Below are 16,078 nucleotides of genomic sequence, written 5' to 3' on the forward strand. Positions count from 1 at the left end.
ATTGGCTCGCATCGTCCGCCAACTTTCTGGGGCCGCGGCAACGGCGTACTAGTCTGCTTCGCGGGATTTACAAATACCATTATATAGTACCCCCGCGCCAAAAGTCAACTTGGCCGCGCCCGCTTACCGCCCGGCCCCGCCGCCTTCCGGCGGGGAGGTTGTTCTACTTTTCGCCGCCGCGACATAAGATTCCCTGTAAGGAGGTGCAGCGATGTATAAACTTATCATCGGCAACGTCAGAGTCACGGTCGAAGACGACGCCATCGACCGGCTGGAGGCCGCCGCCCTCGCCCGCGAGGCCGTAGCCGCCGCCGCCCGGCGCGGCAAACTCGTCAGCCACATCGAAATCGCCGTCGGCGACGAAGGCCCCCGGGTCGAAGTAACCGAGCGGACGGTATCCGCCACCGTCCGCAAAACAGTAAAACAGAGCATGCTCGACGGCGTATGCGCCGCCGCCCACGAAAAACTCTTCCCCACCCACGCCTACGCCGCCAAAGACACCTGGATCGACGCCGACACCGGCCAGGAGTGGCACGGCAGCAGCGTCGAAGAAACCCGCGCGGAAATCATGGCCAAACTGGAGGAATGGGCAAAAACGGTATGATAGCTACCGTAAGGCCGGCCAGGAGCTGAGCGGCCCCATCAAACATGCAAACGAAGCCTCTTCCAAAACTAAATAACCCTGAGCGTCATCAGTACCCCTAAAACCAGAACCCCGACTAGTATAATCTTTTTAAACAGGTCATACGAGACCTTCGGCAGTATTCTGCTACCCGCGACAGTGCCCAAAATCGCCGCTGCGACGACAGTGGCCATAAGCACGATATTCTCTTGCAGGTACTGAAAGTTGGCATATGCGTAAACCGGTATGCGTGTCGAGTCAATGATTACGGCAATCAGCGCCGCTGAGACAATAAGCTCCTGCTTTTGCAGCCCGTAGCCTAATAAGTACAAAGACCGGATAGCCCCCTGATTGCCAATCAAGCCGCCGACGAGACCGGACAGAAAACCGCCGACGAAATCAATACTGCGGGGCAGCTTTATTGTAATTTTGCCGGGAATCAGCGTTAAAAGAGCATAGCTTGTCAAAAATACGCCGACTCCTGTTTTGAGCCAAGCGCCATCAAGGTAAATTTGCCCGAATGACCCGACAAAAGCGCCGATGATGCTGACGACGCCGAATCTCTTTATCACTCCCCAATTGACTTCCGACCTGTATAGGATCAACCGGGACACGTTGTTGAAAAAATGAACAATCGCCGCTAAGAAGATCGCCACTTTAACATCAAAAAACAGCGTCATGACCGGCATCATGATTGTGCCTACCCCAAACCCGGTGAAAAGAGTAATAACCGAGGTCGCCAAAGTAACAGGAATCAGGACTAAATACTTAGCAGACAGCAAATCCATTTATTGCACCTCATTTTTCATTATACCGCAAGGCGAACTACAATTAGTCTTCTTCGCCATGTTTTGCCAAAACTTCCTTCTCCATGACTATCCGGCGCAGATACAAAACCGGAAAAATGGGCAAAGACGCTATAGTCCACGCGAAAAAGGGATGCCCAGGGGCATCCCTTAAGTTTGTATTGTGATTGCCGGGAAGTCCCCGCGCTCCCTGGAGAACTCAGCTCCTTAAAACCTCCATAGCCCTTTCGCAATCTTCCTGCTGCAAATAAAGGACAACGCCGTAACCTCCCTTTATATTGGCTATCCCGCAAGATTCATAAACATTGATATCCGCCTGCGAAAGCTTCCCGTATATATCCGCCAATGCTCCCGACTCGTCATCATACCCTTTGAGCAACAAAGCGCAATAAGGACCCTCCATATCCAGTCCCGCCTTGTTCGCTCCATCCCTCATCTTCGAACCGTCGTCAGGAAAAAGCGAGAACCGGGTGCGCACACGTTCCGCGGGGACTGCCCTGAAGGCCAGCAAATTAACGCCAAAGCCGGCAACCGCCGCAAGCAGCTTAGAACCTTCCCCGGCATGGCCATCGACCGTTATATCGTAGTATTCGGCTTTTTTTAAATCCAACGCCATTTTACACGCCCCCCTCTTCTATCGGCAAATACACCGGTGAAACACCGTCTGGAAAATGCTTGCATATTTGCTGATTTCATTCTATCATGGTAACAAAACTTTTGTTAAGCCGATTATTCAGATCATAACAATCGGCATAACCGATGGATGTGGCAACATGTACATGAAGCACCTGCAAACCTTTCTCTCCGTAGCCCGCCTGCTAAATTTCAGCGGCGCCGCCCAGGCGCTCAACTATTCCCAGTCGACGGTATCCGAGCATATTCATATCCTTGAAGAAGATCTCGGCGCGATATTATTCGAGCGCCTCGGCAAAAAGGTCTTTCTCACCGAGAAGGGGAAAAAGCTCCTGCCACTCGCCGAACGCATGGTAAGAGACGCCGAGGAACTAAAAGGACTATTCAAAGAAGACGGCGTCGTTTCCGGCTGCCTGAATATCGGCGCCTCCGAATCGCTCTGCGTCTTCTGGCTCCCGCCGTTGCTGAAGGAATACCGGCAAAGCTACCCGCAAGTACAGCTCAATATCAAAGTAGGCAACTGCACGGACTTTCCGCTGTGGCTGCAGCAAAACACCATTGACGTGGCGTTTAGCCTCAATAATAATTCCGTGCAGCAGCAACTGCGGCAAATCGAACTGTTCCGCGGTGAAACCGCCTTTATTGCCTCGCCTGATCACGAACTGGCGGCAAACCCGCTACTGACCCCGCAAAATCTTGCCGGCCACCCCCTATTCCTGCCGGAAGGGCACAGCGGCTACCCGATGGACCTGAAAAACCTGCTGGAAAGAGAAGGCGTCACGGCCAACACCATCATGGAATTCGGCAGCCTAGAGGCAATAAAGCACTGCGTAAAAAGCGGTCTGGGTATATCGCTCCTGCCGAAAATCGTCGTTGAAGAAGACATCAAGCGCGGCGAACTGATAAAGCTCAATTGGACAAATACTCCCATCGGCATTCAGGCCCTAATGCTTATTCATCGCGAAAAATGGCTGTCGCCCGCATTGTCGGCATTGGAAAAAACCATCCTGGCATCATTAGCCCGCCAGCGATAGTCCTCCCGCCCTGACCGAGTACAATTGACGCAGAAGAGGGATACCGGTCACGGTATCCCTCTTAGCTTGTCGATAAAAACCTCTCTGCCGCGTCGCCGCGACCGGCGAAATCGTTGCGCCCGAAGCGCAGGAAAAACGTCGTCCCGGCCGACGAGGTGGTGACCTCTAGCTTCGCGCCGTGCCTGTCGGCTATCCGGCGGCAGACCGCCAGCCCCAGCCCCGTGCCGTGCTCCTTCGTCGTCATGAATGGCGTCCCCAGCTTGTCCAGCACCTCCTGCGGAATACCGCCGCCCGAGTCGCCTACGGCGAGCACCGCCCCGCCCCTGTCGCAAAAAGTGCTTATCGTCAGCCGCCCGCCCGGCTCCATAGCCTCCAGGCCGTTGCGGGCCAGGTTCAGCACAAGCTGCCTTATCTCGCGCTCGTCGAACCTGACGGCGGGGATATCGCCCGTCGACAGCTCCAGCGAATGCCCGGCGCGGGCGGCGTCCGCCTCAAGCAGCGGATAAAGCGCCTTCAGCACGCCGTTTAGGTCGCCCTGTCCCGGCTCCGCGGCCTTCGTCCGCGCCAGCGACAGGTACTCCGAGATAATCGCGTTGGCCCGATCCAGCTCCTCGATCATCGTCGCGAACTGCTCGCGGTGCTCGGCGTATTTCTCTTTATTCGCGAACAACTGCAGGTAGCCCCGCACCGTCGTCAACGGGTTCCTGATCTCATGGCCAATGCCGGCCGCCAGCTCGCCCACCGTGTTCAGCCTGTCCAGCCTCGCCAGCTCGGCCTCGAATATTCGCCGCTCGCCGATATCCCTGATATATACGGACAAGCCCTCGGGCGCCGGATACGCGTGCACCTCTACCCATCGGCCCGTATCGGGAGAAACGGCCTCGAAATATACGGCGGCGTTTTCCCGCTTGGCCTTGTGATACTGATCGTAAAACGGCTGCGCGTCGGGATAGATATCCCAGAGGCTTCTGCCCAGCTCTCCTTCAAACCCTTTGAAACCGTACCTCTCTATGGCCGCGGGGTTGGCGTACACCACCCGCCAGTCGTTGTCGAGAATAAAAAGGCCGTCCGATATGCTCGCCAGCGTCTCCGTCAGCCGCCGGTTGGCCGCGGCCAGCTCGCGCGCCTTCTCGTTCATCCTCTCGTACGGCTCCCGCAGGCTGGTCGCCACCACCGCCCGATAGAGGAAAAAGAACGCCGTCACCTTCAGCAGGTGGCCGATCACGTTCACCAGATCGCCGCCGAACTTGTACATGGTCAGCGACAGCTCGGTGGCCACGGAAACGGCGAAAAAAGCCAGCAGCGGCCGGTACACCCGCGGCCCGAAATGCTCCCGCTGCCCTATCAGCACGAGCACGCTGGCAGTCAGAACGGCGCTGACGACATACTCGCTGTATATCTTAAACAGTGTCAGCCCCTGCCCGTCCACGAACGCGACCGGGAAAACGCCCTTGTACAAGGCGAGCGCCGCCGCCGCCGCCGCCGCGGCATAACCGGCCAGCACGTATGAATGCCGCCAGCCCCGGCCGATGGCGATCCCCGCCAGCAGCATGCCCGTGCTGTCGAGGTACCTGGCGATAACCCACAGCTGGGCCGGCAAATCGTTGCCCGCCTCGGGAAACACCGCCATCCCCGTATATGTCAGCATATGGGCAACATCGAAACAGCCGGCGAACGCGTACGCGATGCCAATGAGCGGAATAAAATCGTCTTTCAAATTGTCGTATGTGTTGAGAACGATGAACACGATGGAAAAAGCGATGATAATAGTAATCCCTTCAGCGACGACATGAAACGCCAGGAAATTCGTCATCCCCGCATAGCCGGCCGTCGCCAGCGCCCCAACCGCTGCTAAGGCAAACACCCAAAACTGTCCCCCTTTCCCGCTCCGCGGGGCAAGAATCCCATGTGGCCCTCCTAAAACCGAAATTAAATATTGAATTATTATAAATATCCAAAAAATCCTTCTAAATAATGCAATTTTTCATTTAAAAAGGAGACGCTAACGCGTCTCCTTTTCCTTCCTCGCCCGGCCGGCAATAACCAGCTTAACGAACGCCTCGGCCACCTCCGGGTCGAACTGCCCGCCCTTCCCGGCCTCGATAACCGCCAGCGCGGCCGCCACCTCCCGCCGCCCTTGCGCCGACCGGCCCGACGTCATCGCGTCGAAAGCGTCGGCCACCGCGATTATCCTCGCCCCCAGCGGGATCTCCTTGCCCCGCAGGCCGCCCGGGTAGCCGCCGCCGTCGTAGCGCTCGTGATGGCGGCGGACGATATCCGCCTCCTCCCGGAAGACATCGAAGTTCGCGAGAATATCCGCTCCCACCGCGGCGTGGGCCTGCACCGGCCGGCGCTCGTCCGGCGTCAGCGGGCCGTCCTTGCTCAAAATCGCCGCCGGGATGACGATCTTGCCGATATCGTGCAGCAGTGCCGCCCGCGTCACCGTCTCCACCGCCGGCGGGGGCAGGCCCAGCGCCCTCGCCAAATCCTGGCCCAGGTTGCTCACCGCGTCCGAGTGGCCGTTGCTGTAAGGATCCTTCATCTCGAACATATTCACGAGGATTTTCAGCATCCTGACGTACTGGCCCTCCCGCGAAGCCGCCCGCCGCGCACAGTCGGTGATCTCGTACAAAAACTCGGCCGTATGGCAGTCGTCGCCACAGCCCGCCAGCGGCACCCGCCGGCGCTCGACCACCCTCGCCGCCCCGCCCCGTCCGGCATACTCCTCCGTCCGCACCGTTTCCCCCGCGGGGCGGTGCACCGCCCCGACAGCCAGCCCGGCAAGTCCAAGTAATTCCTTACTGCCGCACAGCTCCTCAATCACTCCCCCCCGGGCGATAACCAGCGCGCACGGCATCCCTCCGAAGGCGCGGCTGCACAGTTCCAGGCGGTGAGTCGCGGCTGCCAGCTTCTGCTGCAGGTATGCGACACAGGCGACAATGGCCGCAAATGCCGCAAGATGGGCGGCATACCCGGCCGGCCCGTATTCTCCCCCCCGCACGAGCGCGACGAACAAATCGTTCACCCCCACGGCGAGAAGCATGATGACGCCGAGAGCCAGCGGCTTTTTCCAGGCACTGTTGTTCATGGCCACATCCCCTTATAACCATACTTGCTTTATATATTATGTTTACTAGAAGCAGCAGGTGCGTGACCTTTTACAACTGACTATTGACAACGGTGCGGCCGCTGGCCTAGACTAGAAAAGAACAGCACGCACGCAGACTAACACGGGGTGAAATTATGCTCGATATTTTCGACAGCACCTGCGTCCTTCTGGCCAAAGCCGAACAAAAGCATTACCTTTTCACCAAAAAGCTACTCAATGAGAACAGCCTCGGCATAACGCCCGGCCAGATGATGCTCCTCTATACCCTCTTCAAAGGCGACGGCATCGCCATCACCGAACTCGGCAAAAAAATCTTCCTCGACAACTCCACCCTCACCGGCCTCATCGACCGCCTCGAAAAACTCGAGCTCGTCTACCGCGCCGCCACGCCGGAAGACCGCCGCTGCTACTGCATCTTCCTCACCGACAAAGCCCGCGGCCTGGAAAAAGACATCTGCAAAACCATGGCCCAGGTCGAAGAAACGATGACCGGCGGCTGCAGCCCCGAGGAAATCGCCGCCTTCCGCCTCGTCCTCAAGCGCATCTTCGCCACCCTGTAAATACTGCAAAGCAAAACCCCCGGAATTTTCCGGGGGTTTTCCATTGCCTGATACTATTACCGCAGGATATTGCCGGCGATGACCATCCGCTGCGCCTGATTGGTGCCCTCGTAGATCTGCGTGATCTTGGCGTCGCGCATCATCCGCTCCACCGGATACTCGCGGCTGAAGCCGTAGCCGCCGAACACCTGCACCGCGTCCGTCGTCACCGCCATCGCCGCATCCGACGCGAACATCTTCGCCATCGCCGCCTCCTTGGCGTACGGCATGCCGTTCGACCGCTTGAACGCCGCCTGATAGGTCAGCAGCCTCGCCGCCTCGACCTTGGTCGCCATATCGGCCAGCATGAAGTTGACCGCCTGGAAGGTCGAGATCGGCTTGCCGAACTGCACACGCTGCTTCGAGTACTTGATCGCCTCGTCCAGCGCCCCCTGGGCGATGCCCGTCGCCTGGGCGGCCACGCCGATGCGGCCGCTGTCCAGAGCCCCCATCGCGATCTTGAAGCCGTCGCCCTCCTTGCCCAGCAGATTGGCGGCCGGCACACGGCAGTTCTCGAAGATTAGCTCGCGCTGCACCGACGAGCGGATACCCATCTTAACCTCCTTCTTGCCGAAGGAAAAGCCGGGGGTGCCCTTCTCGACGATAAAGCAGCTCATCCCCTTAGGCCCGAGCGCCTTGTCGGTCGCGGCGAAGAACAGGTAAATCTCGGCCTCGCCGCCGTTCGTGTTGAACACCTTGGTGCCGTTCAGCACATAACTGTCGCCGTCCTTGACCGCCGTGCTCGAGCCGTTGGCCGCGTCCGTGCCGGCGTTGGGCTCGGTCAGGCCGAACGCCCCCAGCTTGCTGCCTTCGGCCAGCGGGCGCAGGAACTTCTGCTTCTGCTCCTCGGTCCCGTAGAGCATGATCGGCCCGGAGCACAGCGACACATGCACCGACAGGCCGATGCCTGTCGAGGCGCACACCCGCGAAATCTCCTCGACCGCGATCGCGTAGCTCACATAGTCGCTGCCCGCGCCGCCGTATTCTTCGGGGTACGGCAGACCGAGCAGGCCGAGCTGGCCCATCTGATCGAAAATATCCCGCGGGAAAAGCTCCTTCTCGTCGCGTTCGGCCGCCGTCGGCGCCACCGACTTGGCGGCGAACTCGCGCACCATCTTACGGATGTCTTCTTGTTCCGGGGTCAGGATGAAATTCATCGATTGTTCCTCCCGTGTGCTTGTTTTTTATATTAACCGGCTATTTTTTCGCCGGAGCGGGATCGGCCAACTCGGCGGTGATGCCGGCGATGCGTTTGGCGTCCTTGGCGAATTTCTCCCATGGCTCCATCGCGCGGACCACCATGCGGGCCCCGTCGGGCGAGCCGCCGCCGTGCATGCAGCCGGGGATGCCGCCGCCGACCGTCAGCCACTCCACCAGCCTCGCCGCCCTGGCCCGCGTCTCGCCGTCCGCCCCCGCCGTCAGCGCCTTCAGGATCTCCGCGCCATAAATAGGCGACTGGCAATCCTTATAGGAGGGGAAACAGCCGGTCTCGGCGACGCCGCCGCTGATATCCTGAGCGATTACCTTTGTTTCGTAGGGCAGTTTGGCGACCTGGGTCTTGTTGACATGGGCCAGCAGCATATCGGGAATCCATACGCCGGTGGCGTGGGCCTTGCCGGCGAGCATCGCCCCCAGGCCGACCGAGTAGGTAATCTCGTTGTTGATCGCCATCTGGTTGAGCTTATCCTGGAAAGGCTTCTGCGACAGGCCGTTGGCGCGGGCCATGTTGATCGCCGCTCCGCACATGATGTCGCCCTGGCCGGCCACGCAAGCGCCGATCGCCGCGCGGTAAATGGCGGTGAAGAAGCCGATGATCTTGCCGCTGTACTTGAACTCGCCGTTCATGAAAACGCGGTCGTTCGGCACAAAGACATCGTCGAAGAACAGGAACGCCTGGGTTATATTGCCCGACTTCGGCGCATCCCAGCCCTCCTCCTCGTCGCGGGCGTCGCTCGGCCGGCGCGTCTCGACGATCGTCAGCCCGGCCACATCGCGGGGCACCGCCACCGCCAGGCAGAAGTCTTTCTCGCTTTCGCCGTAGCCGCTGCCGGGAACGACGATGATTTCGTGGCAGGCAGCCACGCCGCAAATCTGGGCTTTGTAACCGCGGATGACGATCCCGTCTGGCCGGACTTCCTTGACGTGGAGGTTGGAATCCTTGTTCGGCTGCTCGGAAGGCTTGAGGGCCCGGTTGCCCTTGGCGTCGGTGATCGCGCCCGCCAGCGCCAGGCAGTTGTCCTCGACATGCTTGAAGTATTTCTTGATCCGCTCGTGGTAGTTCGTCCCGTACTCCTTATCCATGTCGTACGTGACAGCCCACAGCACGTTGATCCCCGTCCAACCGGCGCAGGTCGCCCCCTGGCAGGTCCCCGTCCAATGGTACTGGGCCCGCTTCATCTTCGAATTGCCCATCACCGCTTCCATGCTGTTCATCAGCGTATTCCAGCGGTGGGCGGTCTCGCCGGTCAGATGGGATTTGGCGGTAAACACAGGGGCCCTCTCCGGATCGAACGCCGCGTCGTACGAATCCGCCACCGACTGGACATGCAGCCGGGTCGCGGGATGGGTCGTCACGTCCGCGATGAGTTCCCCCCACTTATACATGTTCGGGCGCAGCTTCTGCAGAGACTCCCTGTACTGTTGACCGTTCATCAGTGCCATACCGTTCACTCTCCCTAATCGTATTATCCGTCAAGCGGGATACCCGCCGAAGAATCGCTGGTCAGCCGCCGTTCTTCGCCATGATCTCCGGCTTGAGATTCATGGGCTCGTCGATGAATATACGGGCGTCCATAAGCTTCAGATTGGGCGAAATATGAGGCTTAAAATCCATCTGGGCGAGGACATCGCGCTCCAGATCCACCCCCGGCGCTATCTCGGTCAGCATCACCCCGGTCGCCGTCAGCTCGAACACCGCCCGCTCGGTCACGTACAGCACCTTCTGGCCGGCCTTCTTGGCGTACTGGCCGCTGAAAGTGATGTGGCCGACCTTGGGAACGAACTTCTTGCTCTTGCCCTCCCGGATGATCTTCAGCTTGCCGCCCTCCACCGCCACCTCCAGCCCGCCCGCCGTCAGCGTGCCGGCGAAGATGACGTGCATCGTGTTCTGGGTGATGTTCACAAAACCGCCCGAACCGGCGATGCGCGGCCCGAACTTACTCACATTCACATTGCCGAACTGATCGCATTCCGCCAGCCCCAGCACCGCCAGGTCGAGGCCACCGCCGTCGTAGAAATCGAACTGGTTGGGATGATCGAGCAGCGCCTCCGGGTTAAGGGAGCAGCCGAACCGCAGCCCCGACATCGGCACCCCGCCCACCGGGCCGGGCTCGACCGTCATCGTCAGCTGGTCGATGAACCCTTCCTCGGCCGCAACCGCCGACACCCCTTCCGGCATGCCGATACCCAGATTAATAACCGCGTCGGGGCTAAGCTCCATCGCCGCCCGGCGGCAGATAATCTTGCGGTCGTCGAGCGGAATGGGCTTCCAGCCCGACAGCGGCGCCCTCACCTCGCCCGACAGCGCCGGGTTGTACTGCTCGCCCATCGACTGCTTGTGGTTCTCCGGCGAAGCCTGGACGATATAATCCACCATTATCCCCGGCACCTTCACCATCATCGGGTGGAGCGTGCCAGCCTCGACGATCCGCTCCACCTGGGCGATGACAATGCCGCCCGAATTGCGGGCCGCCATCGCCAGCGGCAGAAACTCCAGCGCGATGCCCTCTTTCTCGATGCTGATGTTGCCGCGCGTATCGGCGCTAGTGCCGCGGATGAGCGCGACATTGATCGGAAAAGACTTATATAGCAGGTACTCCTCGCCGTCGATCTCGAGCAGCTTGACGACCTCGCGCTTGGAAATCTCGTTCAGACGCCCCCCCGTCTCCCGCGGATCGGCGAACGTCCTCAGACCCACGTGGGTCAGGACGCCCGGCTTATGCCCGGCGATCGCCCGGAAAAGATGCATCATAACCCCTTGGGGGATATTATAAGCCTCGATCTTGTTCTCGACGATCAGCTTGTTCAGGTCGGGCTGCAGCCCGAAATGCCCGGCGATGACCTTTTTCACGAACCCCTCGCGGGCGAACCGGTTCAGGCCCCACCACGACTTGCCGTCATTCTGGCTGGCCCCGAACGTCAGCGTCAGATTCTTCGGCTCGCCTGTATCCACGAACCGCTTCTCCAGCGCCTCGGTCAGCTCGGCCGGGTGGCCCATGCCGATGAACCCCGATATGCCCACAGTGTCGCCCGATTTGATGTGCTTGACAGCTTCGGCGGCACTGACGATTTTGACTTTCATGCCCATGGCCTCCTCTCTTTTGGGAGAGAGGGCCCGCGCCTGCGGTCAGCGAGGGCGGACCCTCCTGACCGACTAAGCTTTATTACTGACAGCCTGGGAAACGGGAACCTCCTTCTTCACAAATGTCTCCACCGTGAAGCATAGCGACAGTGTACCTATCACCATGCCGCCGAAGCACAGCCAGAAGGTCGAAGTATACGCTTCCACCGGGAACTTGCCGGCCACCTTGCCGAAGCCGTCGAGAATGACGCCCATATACTGCTGGAAGAAGGCGCCGCCCACGAAATAGAAGAGGTTGAAAACACCGATTGCCGTGCCCACGACCTTGCGCGGCAGACGCTCGGTCAGATGGGCGTAGTTGGTGATATACGCGCCGCCGAAGCCGCCCATCAGGAAGCAGAACGCCGACATCGTCGCCGTACTCCAGCCCGTCGGGCTAAGGGCGATGTACAGCCAGCCCAGCGTATACACCACCGCGCCGGTGATAACCACCTTCTTGCGGCTGTGGACGACCCGGTCGGAAACCCAGCCATGGATCGGGCAGCCGCAGATCATGCCGATCGCCCACCACGACAGCACGTTCGAAGCAGCCTGCTTAGTCCAGCCGAACGTATCCATCATATACGGCACCGCCCACAGTCCCTGGAAGCCCATCATCGGCCCGTAGACCGCGAAAGCGTACACGGCCAGCCACGGGAAATTGCGGTTGGTCACGGCGATCTTGATCGCCTCACCCAGCTTGATGCTCTCGTCGCGGGCCACCTCGGCCGCGTCGACCTTGATGCCGTCCACCTCGTTCAGCGACGGCAGACCCATATCCTGCGGCCGGTTGCGGACCATCAGATACGTGGCCGCCGCCAGGATGACGGTGATCGCCCCGAGATAATAGAAAGCCTCCCGCCAGCCGGTCATCGACACGAACTTCGCCAGCGGAGCGGCGGCGCCCAGCGCGCCGATATTGCCCACCGTCAGCAGGATGCCGGTCAGCGTCGAAAACTCGTGCGCCCTAAACCACTGCGCCTGAATCTTCATTATCGGGATGTAGACCACGGCCACGCCGATACCCATCATCACCCGGCCGACGATCGCCCAGTCGTAGCTCTGCGCGATCCCGAACATTGCCGTGCCGATGCCGGCGATGATAAAGAAGATCGTCACCGCCAAACGTGGCCCGAGGAAGTCCGAGAAAATACCGGAGGGTATTTGCATGGCGGCGTACGGATAGAAATAGGCCGCAGACAGAAGTCCCAGGCTGGCGGCGCTGATGTTGAACGCCTTCATCAGCTCCGGCGCCACCACCGCCGGCGCCACCCGGTCGAAGTACACGAAGAAATACACGAACCACAGCGTTACCAGACAGACCCATCGATAACTGAGGACCTTAGCTCTTTGCTGCTCGGTTACCATTGACATCCCCCTTCGCATATTGATTGGCGCCATTGTTGTGAATAATCTGCAAATTCGGTGCCAACCAGGGGGCTGCCCGCGGATGTGCGAAAAATCACAAACCCGCCGCCGGGCTTCGTTGTGTTACCGCAACAAATTAGTTTGCATGCTAATTTTTCCCGTTGAAAATATACGGCGGCTGTTGCGAATATTCAACGCCCGCCCTGATCTTGTGCTTTTCCGCCTTGCGCAGCAGCGTCGAAGGATCGATCCCCAACGCCCTGGCGGCTTGCCGGAGACTCCTTGACATCCGCAGCGACTGCTCGATTACGTCTTTCTCCACCATATCCAAAACATCCTTCAGCGGCAAAACAACCGCCCCGCGGGCGAGCGCCGCCGACGACGCGGCCTGCCGCTGGAAATTGCCGGGCAGGTCCTCGAAAGAAATGATCTCCTGCCGGGAAGTAATGACAATGCGCTCAAGCACATTGATCAGCTCGCGGACATTTCCCGGCCACGCATAATTCGTGAACGCCTCGATAACCTCGGGCGAAAGCTTCTTATCGGTATGATACTTCTCATTCATCTTGGCCAGAAACTCCGCCGTCAGCACGGCGATATCCTGCGGCCGTTCGCGCAGCGGCGGAACATACAGGGGAACGATGTTTATCCGGTAGAACAGATCCTCGCGAAAATGGCCCGCTTTGACCGCCGCCTCCAGGTCGCGGTTGGTGGCGAACAGCAGCCGGGCGTCGAACTTCACCGGCCTGCTGCCGCCGACCTTGAAAAACTCCTGATCCTGCAGGGCGCGGAGCAGCTTGGCCTGGATGCTGCCCGGCAGCTCGCCGATCTCGTCCATAAAGAGCGTGCCGCTGCTGGCGATCTCGAAAACCCCCGGCTTGCCGCCGCGCCGCGCGCCGGTGAACGCACCGTCGCTGTAGCCGAACAGCTCCGACTCCAGCAGCGTCTCCGGGATCGCCGCGCAGTTGATCTTGATGAACGGCCCATTCCGGCGGGTGCTGTTCTCGTGGATAAAATTGGCCAGCACTTCCTTACCCACGCCCGACTCGCCCTGCACAAGCACCGGCGTATCGACCGCCGCCACCCGCAGCGCCAGGTCGTACACCCGCTGCATCGCCGCGCTGCGGAACGTACCGCTCGTCGTCGCCACCTCGGCCTTGAGGCGGGCCAGTTCGGAGAAATACATCTCCTTCAGGCGGTTGACCTCCTCAAGCTCCTGCTTGAGAGCCGACAGTTCGGACAGATCGCGGACATTGGTCACGATCCGCACCACCGAACCGTTCTCGTCGAACACGGGCGTGCCGGTCAGCGCCACCTGCTTGCCGTTCACCCGGCAGGAAATCGAGCACGGCTTGCGGTCATGGCGCACCTTCGTCGCCACCTTCGCGCCCAGATGGTGCTCCTGCCCCACCTCGCCCTTGCCGTTCGCCGCCGCCTGGGGCGGGTTGAGCCCCAGCAGCTTGACGGTCGCGGCGTTCACCTTGCGGATGACGCCGTCGGCGTCGGTGACCAGGATGCCGTCGTACGAGCAGCTGATGACCGCGTCCAGCTCCTTGTAAAGCTGTTTGACCACCCCCAGCTCGTCGGCCAGGCTCTCGATCTCGCTGAACGGCTGGAAAGACGCCACCGCGCCGATGATATCGCTGCCGTCCATGATCGGCGCGGCGTGGGCGATATAAGAGTTGCCGTTGATCGTATTCTTGAAATTGCGGATCACGCGGCCGGTCGCCAGCACCTCGGAAACGGCGCAGTTCGGGATAAAATCCGACACATCGCCGCCGATCACCTGCCTGGCCTTCAGGCGGAGGACATTCTCCGCCGCCGGATTAATGAACGTTATATAGCCGTGGGGATTGACAGCCACGATCCCGTGGGGCGTCGCCTCCAGCACCGCCTTCAGTTCCTGGCGGGCATGCACAAACGTCGTCTTGAAACCGCGGATAATATCGCTCTTCGTAAGCATGCCGACCAGGTTGCCGTCGCCGTCCACCACCGGCAGCCGCTTCTGGGGAAAGCCGCACGTCTCCTCCAGCAGCGTATCGTCCTTGATAACCGTCACCTCGCGCTGCATCAGCTCCCTGACCGGCAGCGCCAGCTTGCCCTCGTCCGCCACCACCTGAAAAAGATGCTTCACGGTGAACAAGCCGCACACCCGGCCGACGGCGTCCACCACCGGAATGCCCTTAACCTTATGTTTCCTCAGCAACTGGACGGCCTCGGTGACCGGCACCCACTCCGTCACAGTCAGCACCTCGCGGGTCATCACATCTTTCACGAACATTCGCATCACGTCCCTAAAAATTGCTAGACGTTCCACTATATTCTGTTAATTATCAGAATATTCCTGCGAATGGTGCGAGTTAGCGAAAATTAATCTTTCAACTTGGCGATAATCGCCGGAATTACCTCGTACAGATCGCCGACGATACCGTAATGGGCCACCTTGAAAATCGGCGCGTCCGGGTCCTTGTTGATCGCCACGATCATATCCGACGTCTGCATGCCCGCCAGATGCTGGATAGCGCCCGAAATGCCGCACGCGAAATAAATCTTCGGCCCCACCGTCTTGCCTGTCTGCCCCACCTGATGGGGATACGGCTTCCAGCCTGCGTCCACCGCCGCGCGCGACGCGCCCACCGTGCCGCCCAGCGCGTCGGCCAGGTCCTGGATGAGCTTGAACCCTTCCGGGTTGCCCAGGCCGCGGCCGCCGGACACGATGATCTCGGCATCCTCCAGATTGCAGTTCGTCGTGCACACCTGGATAACATCCTCCAGCTTCGTGCGCACATCGGCCGCCGCCAGCGTTATGCTCTCGCGCACCAGCGCGCCGCTCTTGCCGTAATCGGGCTGCGGCTTCTTGAACACCTTCGGCCTCACCGTGCCCATCTGCGGCCGGCGGTCAGGGCAGAAGATCGTCGCCATGATATTGCCGCCGAAGGCCGGACGCGTCCAGGCCACCAGCTTCGTCTCCGGGTCGATGCTCAGGCCGGTGCAGTCGGCCGTCAGGCCGGTCTTCACCCTGGCCGCCACGCGCGGGCCCAGGTCGCGGCCGTCGTTCGTCGCCCCCAGCAATATCACCGACGGATTGTACTTCCCGATCAGCGCCGTGAACGCCGCCGCGTAGCCGTCGGTATTGTAATCCTTCAGCAGCGCGTGCTCCACCAGATAAACCTTGTCGGCGCCGCTGGCGAAAACCTCCTTGGCCAGCCCGGCCACATCGTCGCCGATCACCACCCCGGCCAGCTCCTCGCCCAGCTCGTCGGCCAGCTTGCGGCCCTCGCCGATAAGCTCCAGCGACACATTGCGGATATGGCCGCCGCGCTGCTCGATGAACACCCACACGCCGCTCGCGGCGCTGTCGGCCTCCTTCTTCGTCTCGCCCGCCGGCGCATCCGATACAATCGCCCCTACCGGGCAGCTATCCACACACGCGCCGCACGAAGTGCAGGCGTCGGTAATCCGAGCCTTGCCGTTCTCCAGCACGATCGCCCCGAAGGGGCAGGTGCCGACGCACGCGCCGCAGCCGATACATTCTTCAGTCTTAATCATAATCGCCATTTGTCCCGCT

General features: G+C 60.3%; 13 protein-coding genes and 1 other annotated feature (1 of these 14 running past the window's edge). Of the genes, 3 read left to right on the forward strand and 10 right to left on the reverse strand.

Annotated elements, in window-relative coordinates; all coding sequences use genetic code 11:
• Window positions 1-71, reverse strand: a binding site (T-box leader); it reaches 137 nt to the left of the window's first position.
• 140 nt (window positions 72-211) lie between these two features.
• Window positions 212-604 carry a hypothetical protein gene (locus RIN56_10755; protein ID MDR7867287.1) on the forward strand — a complete coding sequence of 131 codons (393 nt, stop codon included), beginning with the start codon at window positions 212-214 and terminating at the stop codon, window positions 602-604.
• A 68-nt stretch (window positions 605-672) separates the two neighbouring features.
• Here RIN56_10755 and RIN56_10760 read toward each other — a convergent pair whose 3' ends face one another.
• Both RIN56_10760 and RIN56_10765 read right to left on the reverse strand, forming a co-directional pair.
• Complete coding sequence (locus tag RIN56_10760) at window positions 673-1,410, reverse strand: sulfite exporter TauE/SafE family protein (protein ID MDR7867288.1); 738 nt, start codon at window positions 1,408-1,410, stop codon at window positions 673-675.
• 217 nt (window positions 1,411-1,627) lie between these two features.
• The gene (locus RIN56_10765) at window positions 1,628-2,044 is read right to left on the reverse strand and encodes a hypothetical protein (GenBank protein ID MDR7867289.1); all 417 of its coding nucleotides are present in this window, start codon (window positions 2,042-2,044) and stop codon (window positions 1,628-1,630) included.
• A gap of 157 nt (window positions 2,045-2,201) precedes the next feature.
• On the opposite strand from RIN56_10765, the gene RIN56_10770 reads away from it, so the two are divergent.
• Window positions 2,202-3,095 carry a LysR family transcriptional regulator gene (locus RIN56_10770; GenBank protein ID MDR7867290.1) on the forward strand — a complete coding sequence of 298 codons (894 nt, stop codon included), beginning with the start codon at window positions 2,202-2,204 and terminating at the stop codon, window positions 3,093-3,095.
• Between the two features lie 61 nt (window positions 3,096-3,156).
• On the opposite strand, the gene RIN56_10775 is transcribed toward RIN56_10770, so the two are convergent.
• Together RIN56_10775 and RIN56_10780 are read right to left on the reverse strand one after the other, a co-directional pair.
• Window positions 3,157-4,959 (reverse strand): MASE3 domain-containing protein, encoded by a 1,803-nt coding sequence (locus RIN56_10775; GenBank protein MDR7867291.1) that lies wholly within the window; start codon window positions 4,957-4,959, stop codon window positions 3,157-3,159.
• Window positions 4,960-5,097: 138 nt separating this feature from the next.
• The gene (locus RIN56_10780; protein MDR7867292.1) at window positions 5,098-6,183 is read right to left on the reverse strand and encodes an HD domain-containing protein; all 1,086 of its coding nucleotides are present in this window, start codon (window positions 6,181-6,183) and stop codon (window positions 5,098-5,100) included.
• A gap of 155 nt (window positions 6,184-6,338) precedes the next feature.
• On the opposite strand from RIN56_10780, the gene RIN56_10785 reads away from it, so the two are divergent.
• Window positions 6,339-6,764, forward strand: a complete 426-nt coding sequence (locus RIN56_10785; GenBank protein ID MDR7867293.1) for a MarR family transcriptional regulator — start codon at window positions 6,339-6,341, stop codon at window positions 6,762-6,764.
• A gap of 56 nt (window positions 6,765-6,820) precedes the next feature.
• Here the strand turns inward: RIN56_10785 and RIN56_10790 are convergent, their stop codons facing one another.
• The 6 genes from RIN56_10790 to RIN56_10815 all read right to left on the reverse strand — a co-directional run bounded on the left by RIN56_10790 (window position 6,821) and on the right by RIN56_10815 (window position 16,068).
• Window positions 6,821-7,960, reverse strand: coding sequence for an acyl-CoA dehydrogenase (locus RIN56_10790; GenBank protein MDR7867294.1), 1,140 nt, complete (start codon window positions 7,958-7,960; stop codon window positions 6,821-6,823).
• A 40-nt stretch (window positions 7,961-8,000) separates the two neighbouring features.
• Complete coding sequence (locus RIN56_10795; GenBank protein MDR7867295.1) at window positions 8,001-9,464, reverse strand: 4-hydroxyphenylacetate 3-hydroxylase N-terminal domain-containing protein; 1,464 nt, start codon at window positions 9,462-9,464, stop codon at window positions 8,001-8,003.
• A gap of 61 nt (window positions 9,465-9,525) precedes the next feature.
• Window positions 9,526-11,103, reverse strand: coding sequence for an acyl CoA:acetate/3-ketoacid CoA transferase (locus RIN56_10800; GenBank protein ID MDR7867296.1), 1,578 nt, complete (start codon window positions 11,101-11,103; stop codon window positions 9,526-9,528).
• Between the two features lie 72 nt (window positions 11,104-11,175).
• A complete protein-coding gene (locus RIN56_10805) occupies window positions 11,176-12,516 on the reverse strand; it encodes an MFS transporter (protein MDR7867297.1) in 1,341 nt (446 codons plus the stop codon).
• Between the two features lie 142 nt (window positions 12,517-12,658).
• Window positions 12,659-14,791: a sigma 54-interacting transcriptional regulator gene (locus RIN56_10810; protein MDR7867298.1), complete on the reverse strand. Its 2,133-nt coding sequence runs from the start codon at window positions 14,789-14,791 to the stop codon at window positions 12,659-12,661.
• An 89-nt stretch (window positions 14,792-14,880) separates the two neighbouring features.
• Complete coding sequence (locus RIN56_10815) at window positions 14,881-16,068, reverse strand: FAD-binding protein (protein ID MDR7867299.1); 1,188 nt, start codon at window positions 16,066-16,068, stop codon at window positions 14,881-14,883.
• Window positions 16,069-16,078 lie beyond the last annotated feature (10 nt).

The organism is Sporomusaceae bacterium (genome assembly GCA_031460455.1).
Classification (GTDB): domain Bacteria; phylum Bacillota; class Negativicutes; order Sporomusales; family UBA7701; genus Anaeroselena.

Bases quoted from the DNA above. Each gene is read 5' to 3' on its own strand.
- RIN56_10785 (MDR7867293.1), top strand. From the start codon at position 6,339: ATGCTCGATATTTTCGACAGCACCTGCGTCCTTCTGGCCAAAGCCGAA.
- RIN56_10780 (MDR7867292.1), bottom strand. From the start codon at position 6,183: ATGAACAACAGTGCCTGGAAAAAGCCGCTGGCTCTCGGCGTCATCATG.
- RIN56_10760 (MDR7867288.1), bottom strand. From the start codon at position 1,410: ATGGATTTGCTGTCTGCTAAGTATTTAGTCCTGATTCCTGTTACTTTG.
- RIN56_10810 (MDR7867298.1), bottom strand. From the start codon at position 14,791: ATGTTCGTGAAAGATGTGATGACCCGCGAGGTGCTGACTGTGACGGAG.
- RIN56_10790 (MDR7867294.1), bottom strand. From the start codon at position 7,960: ATGAATTTCATCCTGACCCCGGAACAAGAAGACATCCGTAAGATGGTG.
- RIN56_10815 (MDR7867299.1), bottom strand. From the start codon at position 16,068: ATGGCGATTATGATTAAGACTGAAGAATGTATCGGCTGCGGCGCGTGC.
- RIN56_10805 (MDR7867297.1), bottom strand. From the start codon at position 12,516: ATGTCAATGGTAACCGAGCAGCAAAGAGCTAAGGTCCTCAGTTATCGA.
- RIN56_10765 (MDR7867289.1), bottom strand. From the start codon at position 2,044: ATGGCGTTGGATTTAAAAAAAGCCGAATACTACGATATAACGGTCGAT.
- RIN56_10770 (MDR7867290.1), top strand. From the start codon at position 2,202: ATGTACATGAAGCACCTGCAAACCTTTCTCTCCGTAGCCCGCCTGCTA.
- RIN56_10755 (MDR7867287.1), top strand. From the start codon at position 212: ATGTATAAACTTATCATCGGCAACGTCAGAGTCACGGTCGAAGACGAC.
- RIN56_10800 (MDR7867296.1), bottom strand. From the start codon at position 11,103: ATGAAAGTCAAAATCGTCAGTGCCGCCGAAGCTGTCAAGCACATCAAA.
- RIN56_10795 (MDR7867295.1), bottom strand. From the start codon at position 9,464: ATGGCACTGATGAACGGTCAACAGTACAGGGAGTCTCTGCAGAAGCTG.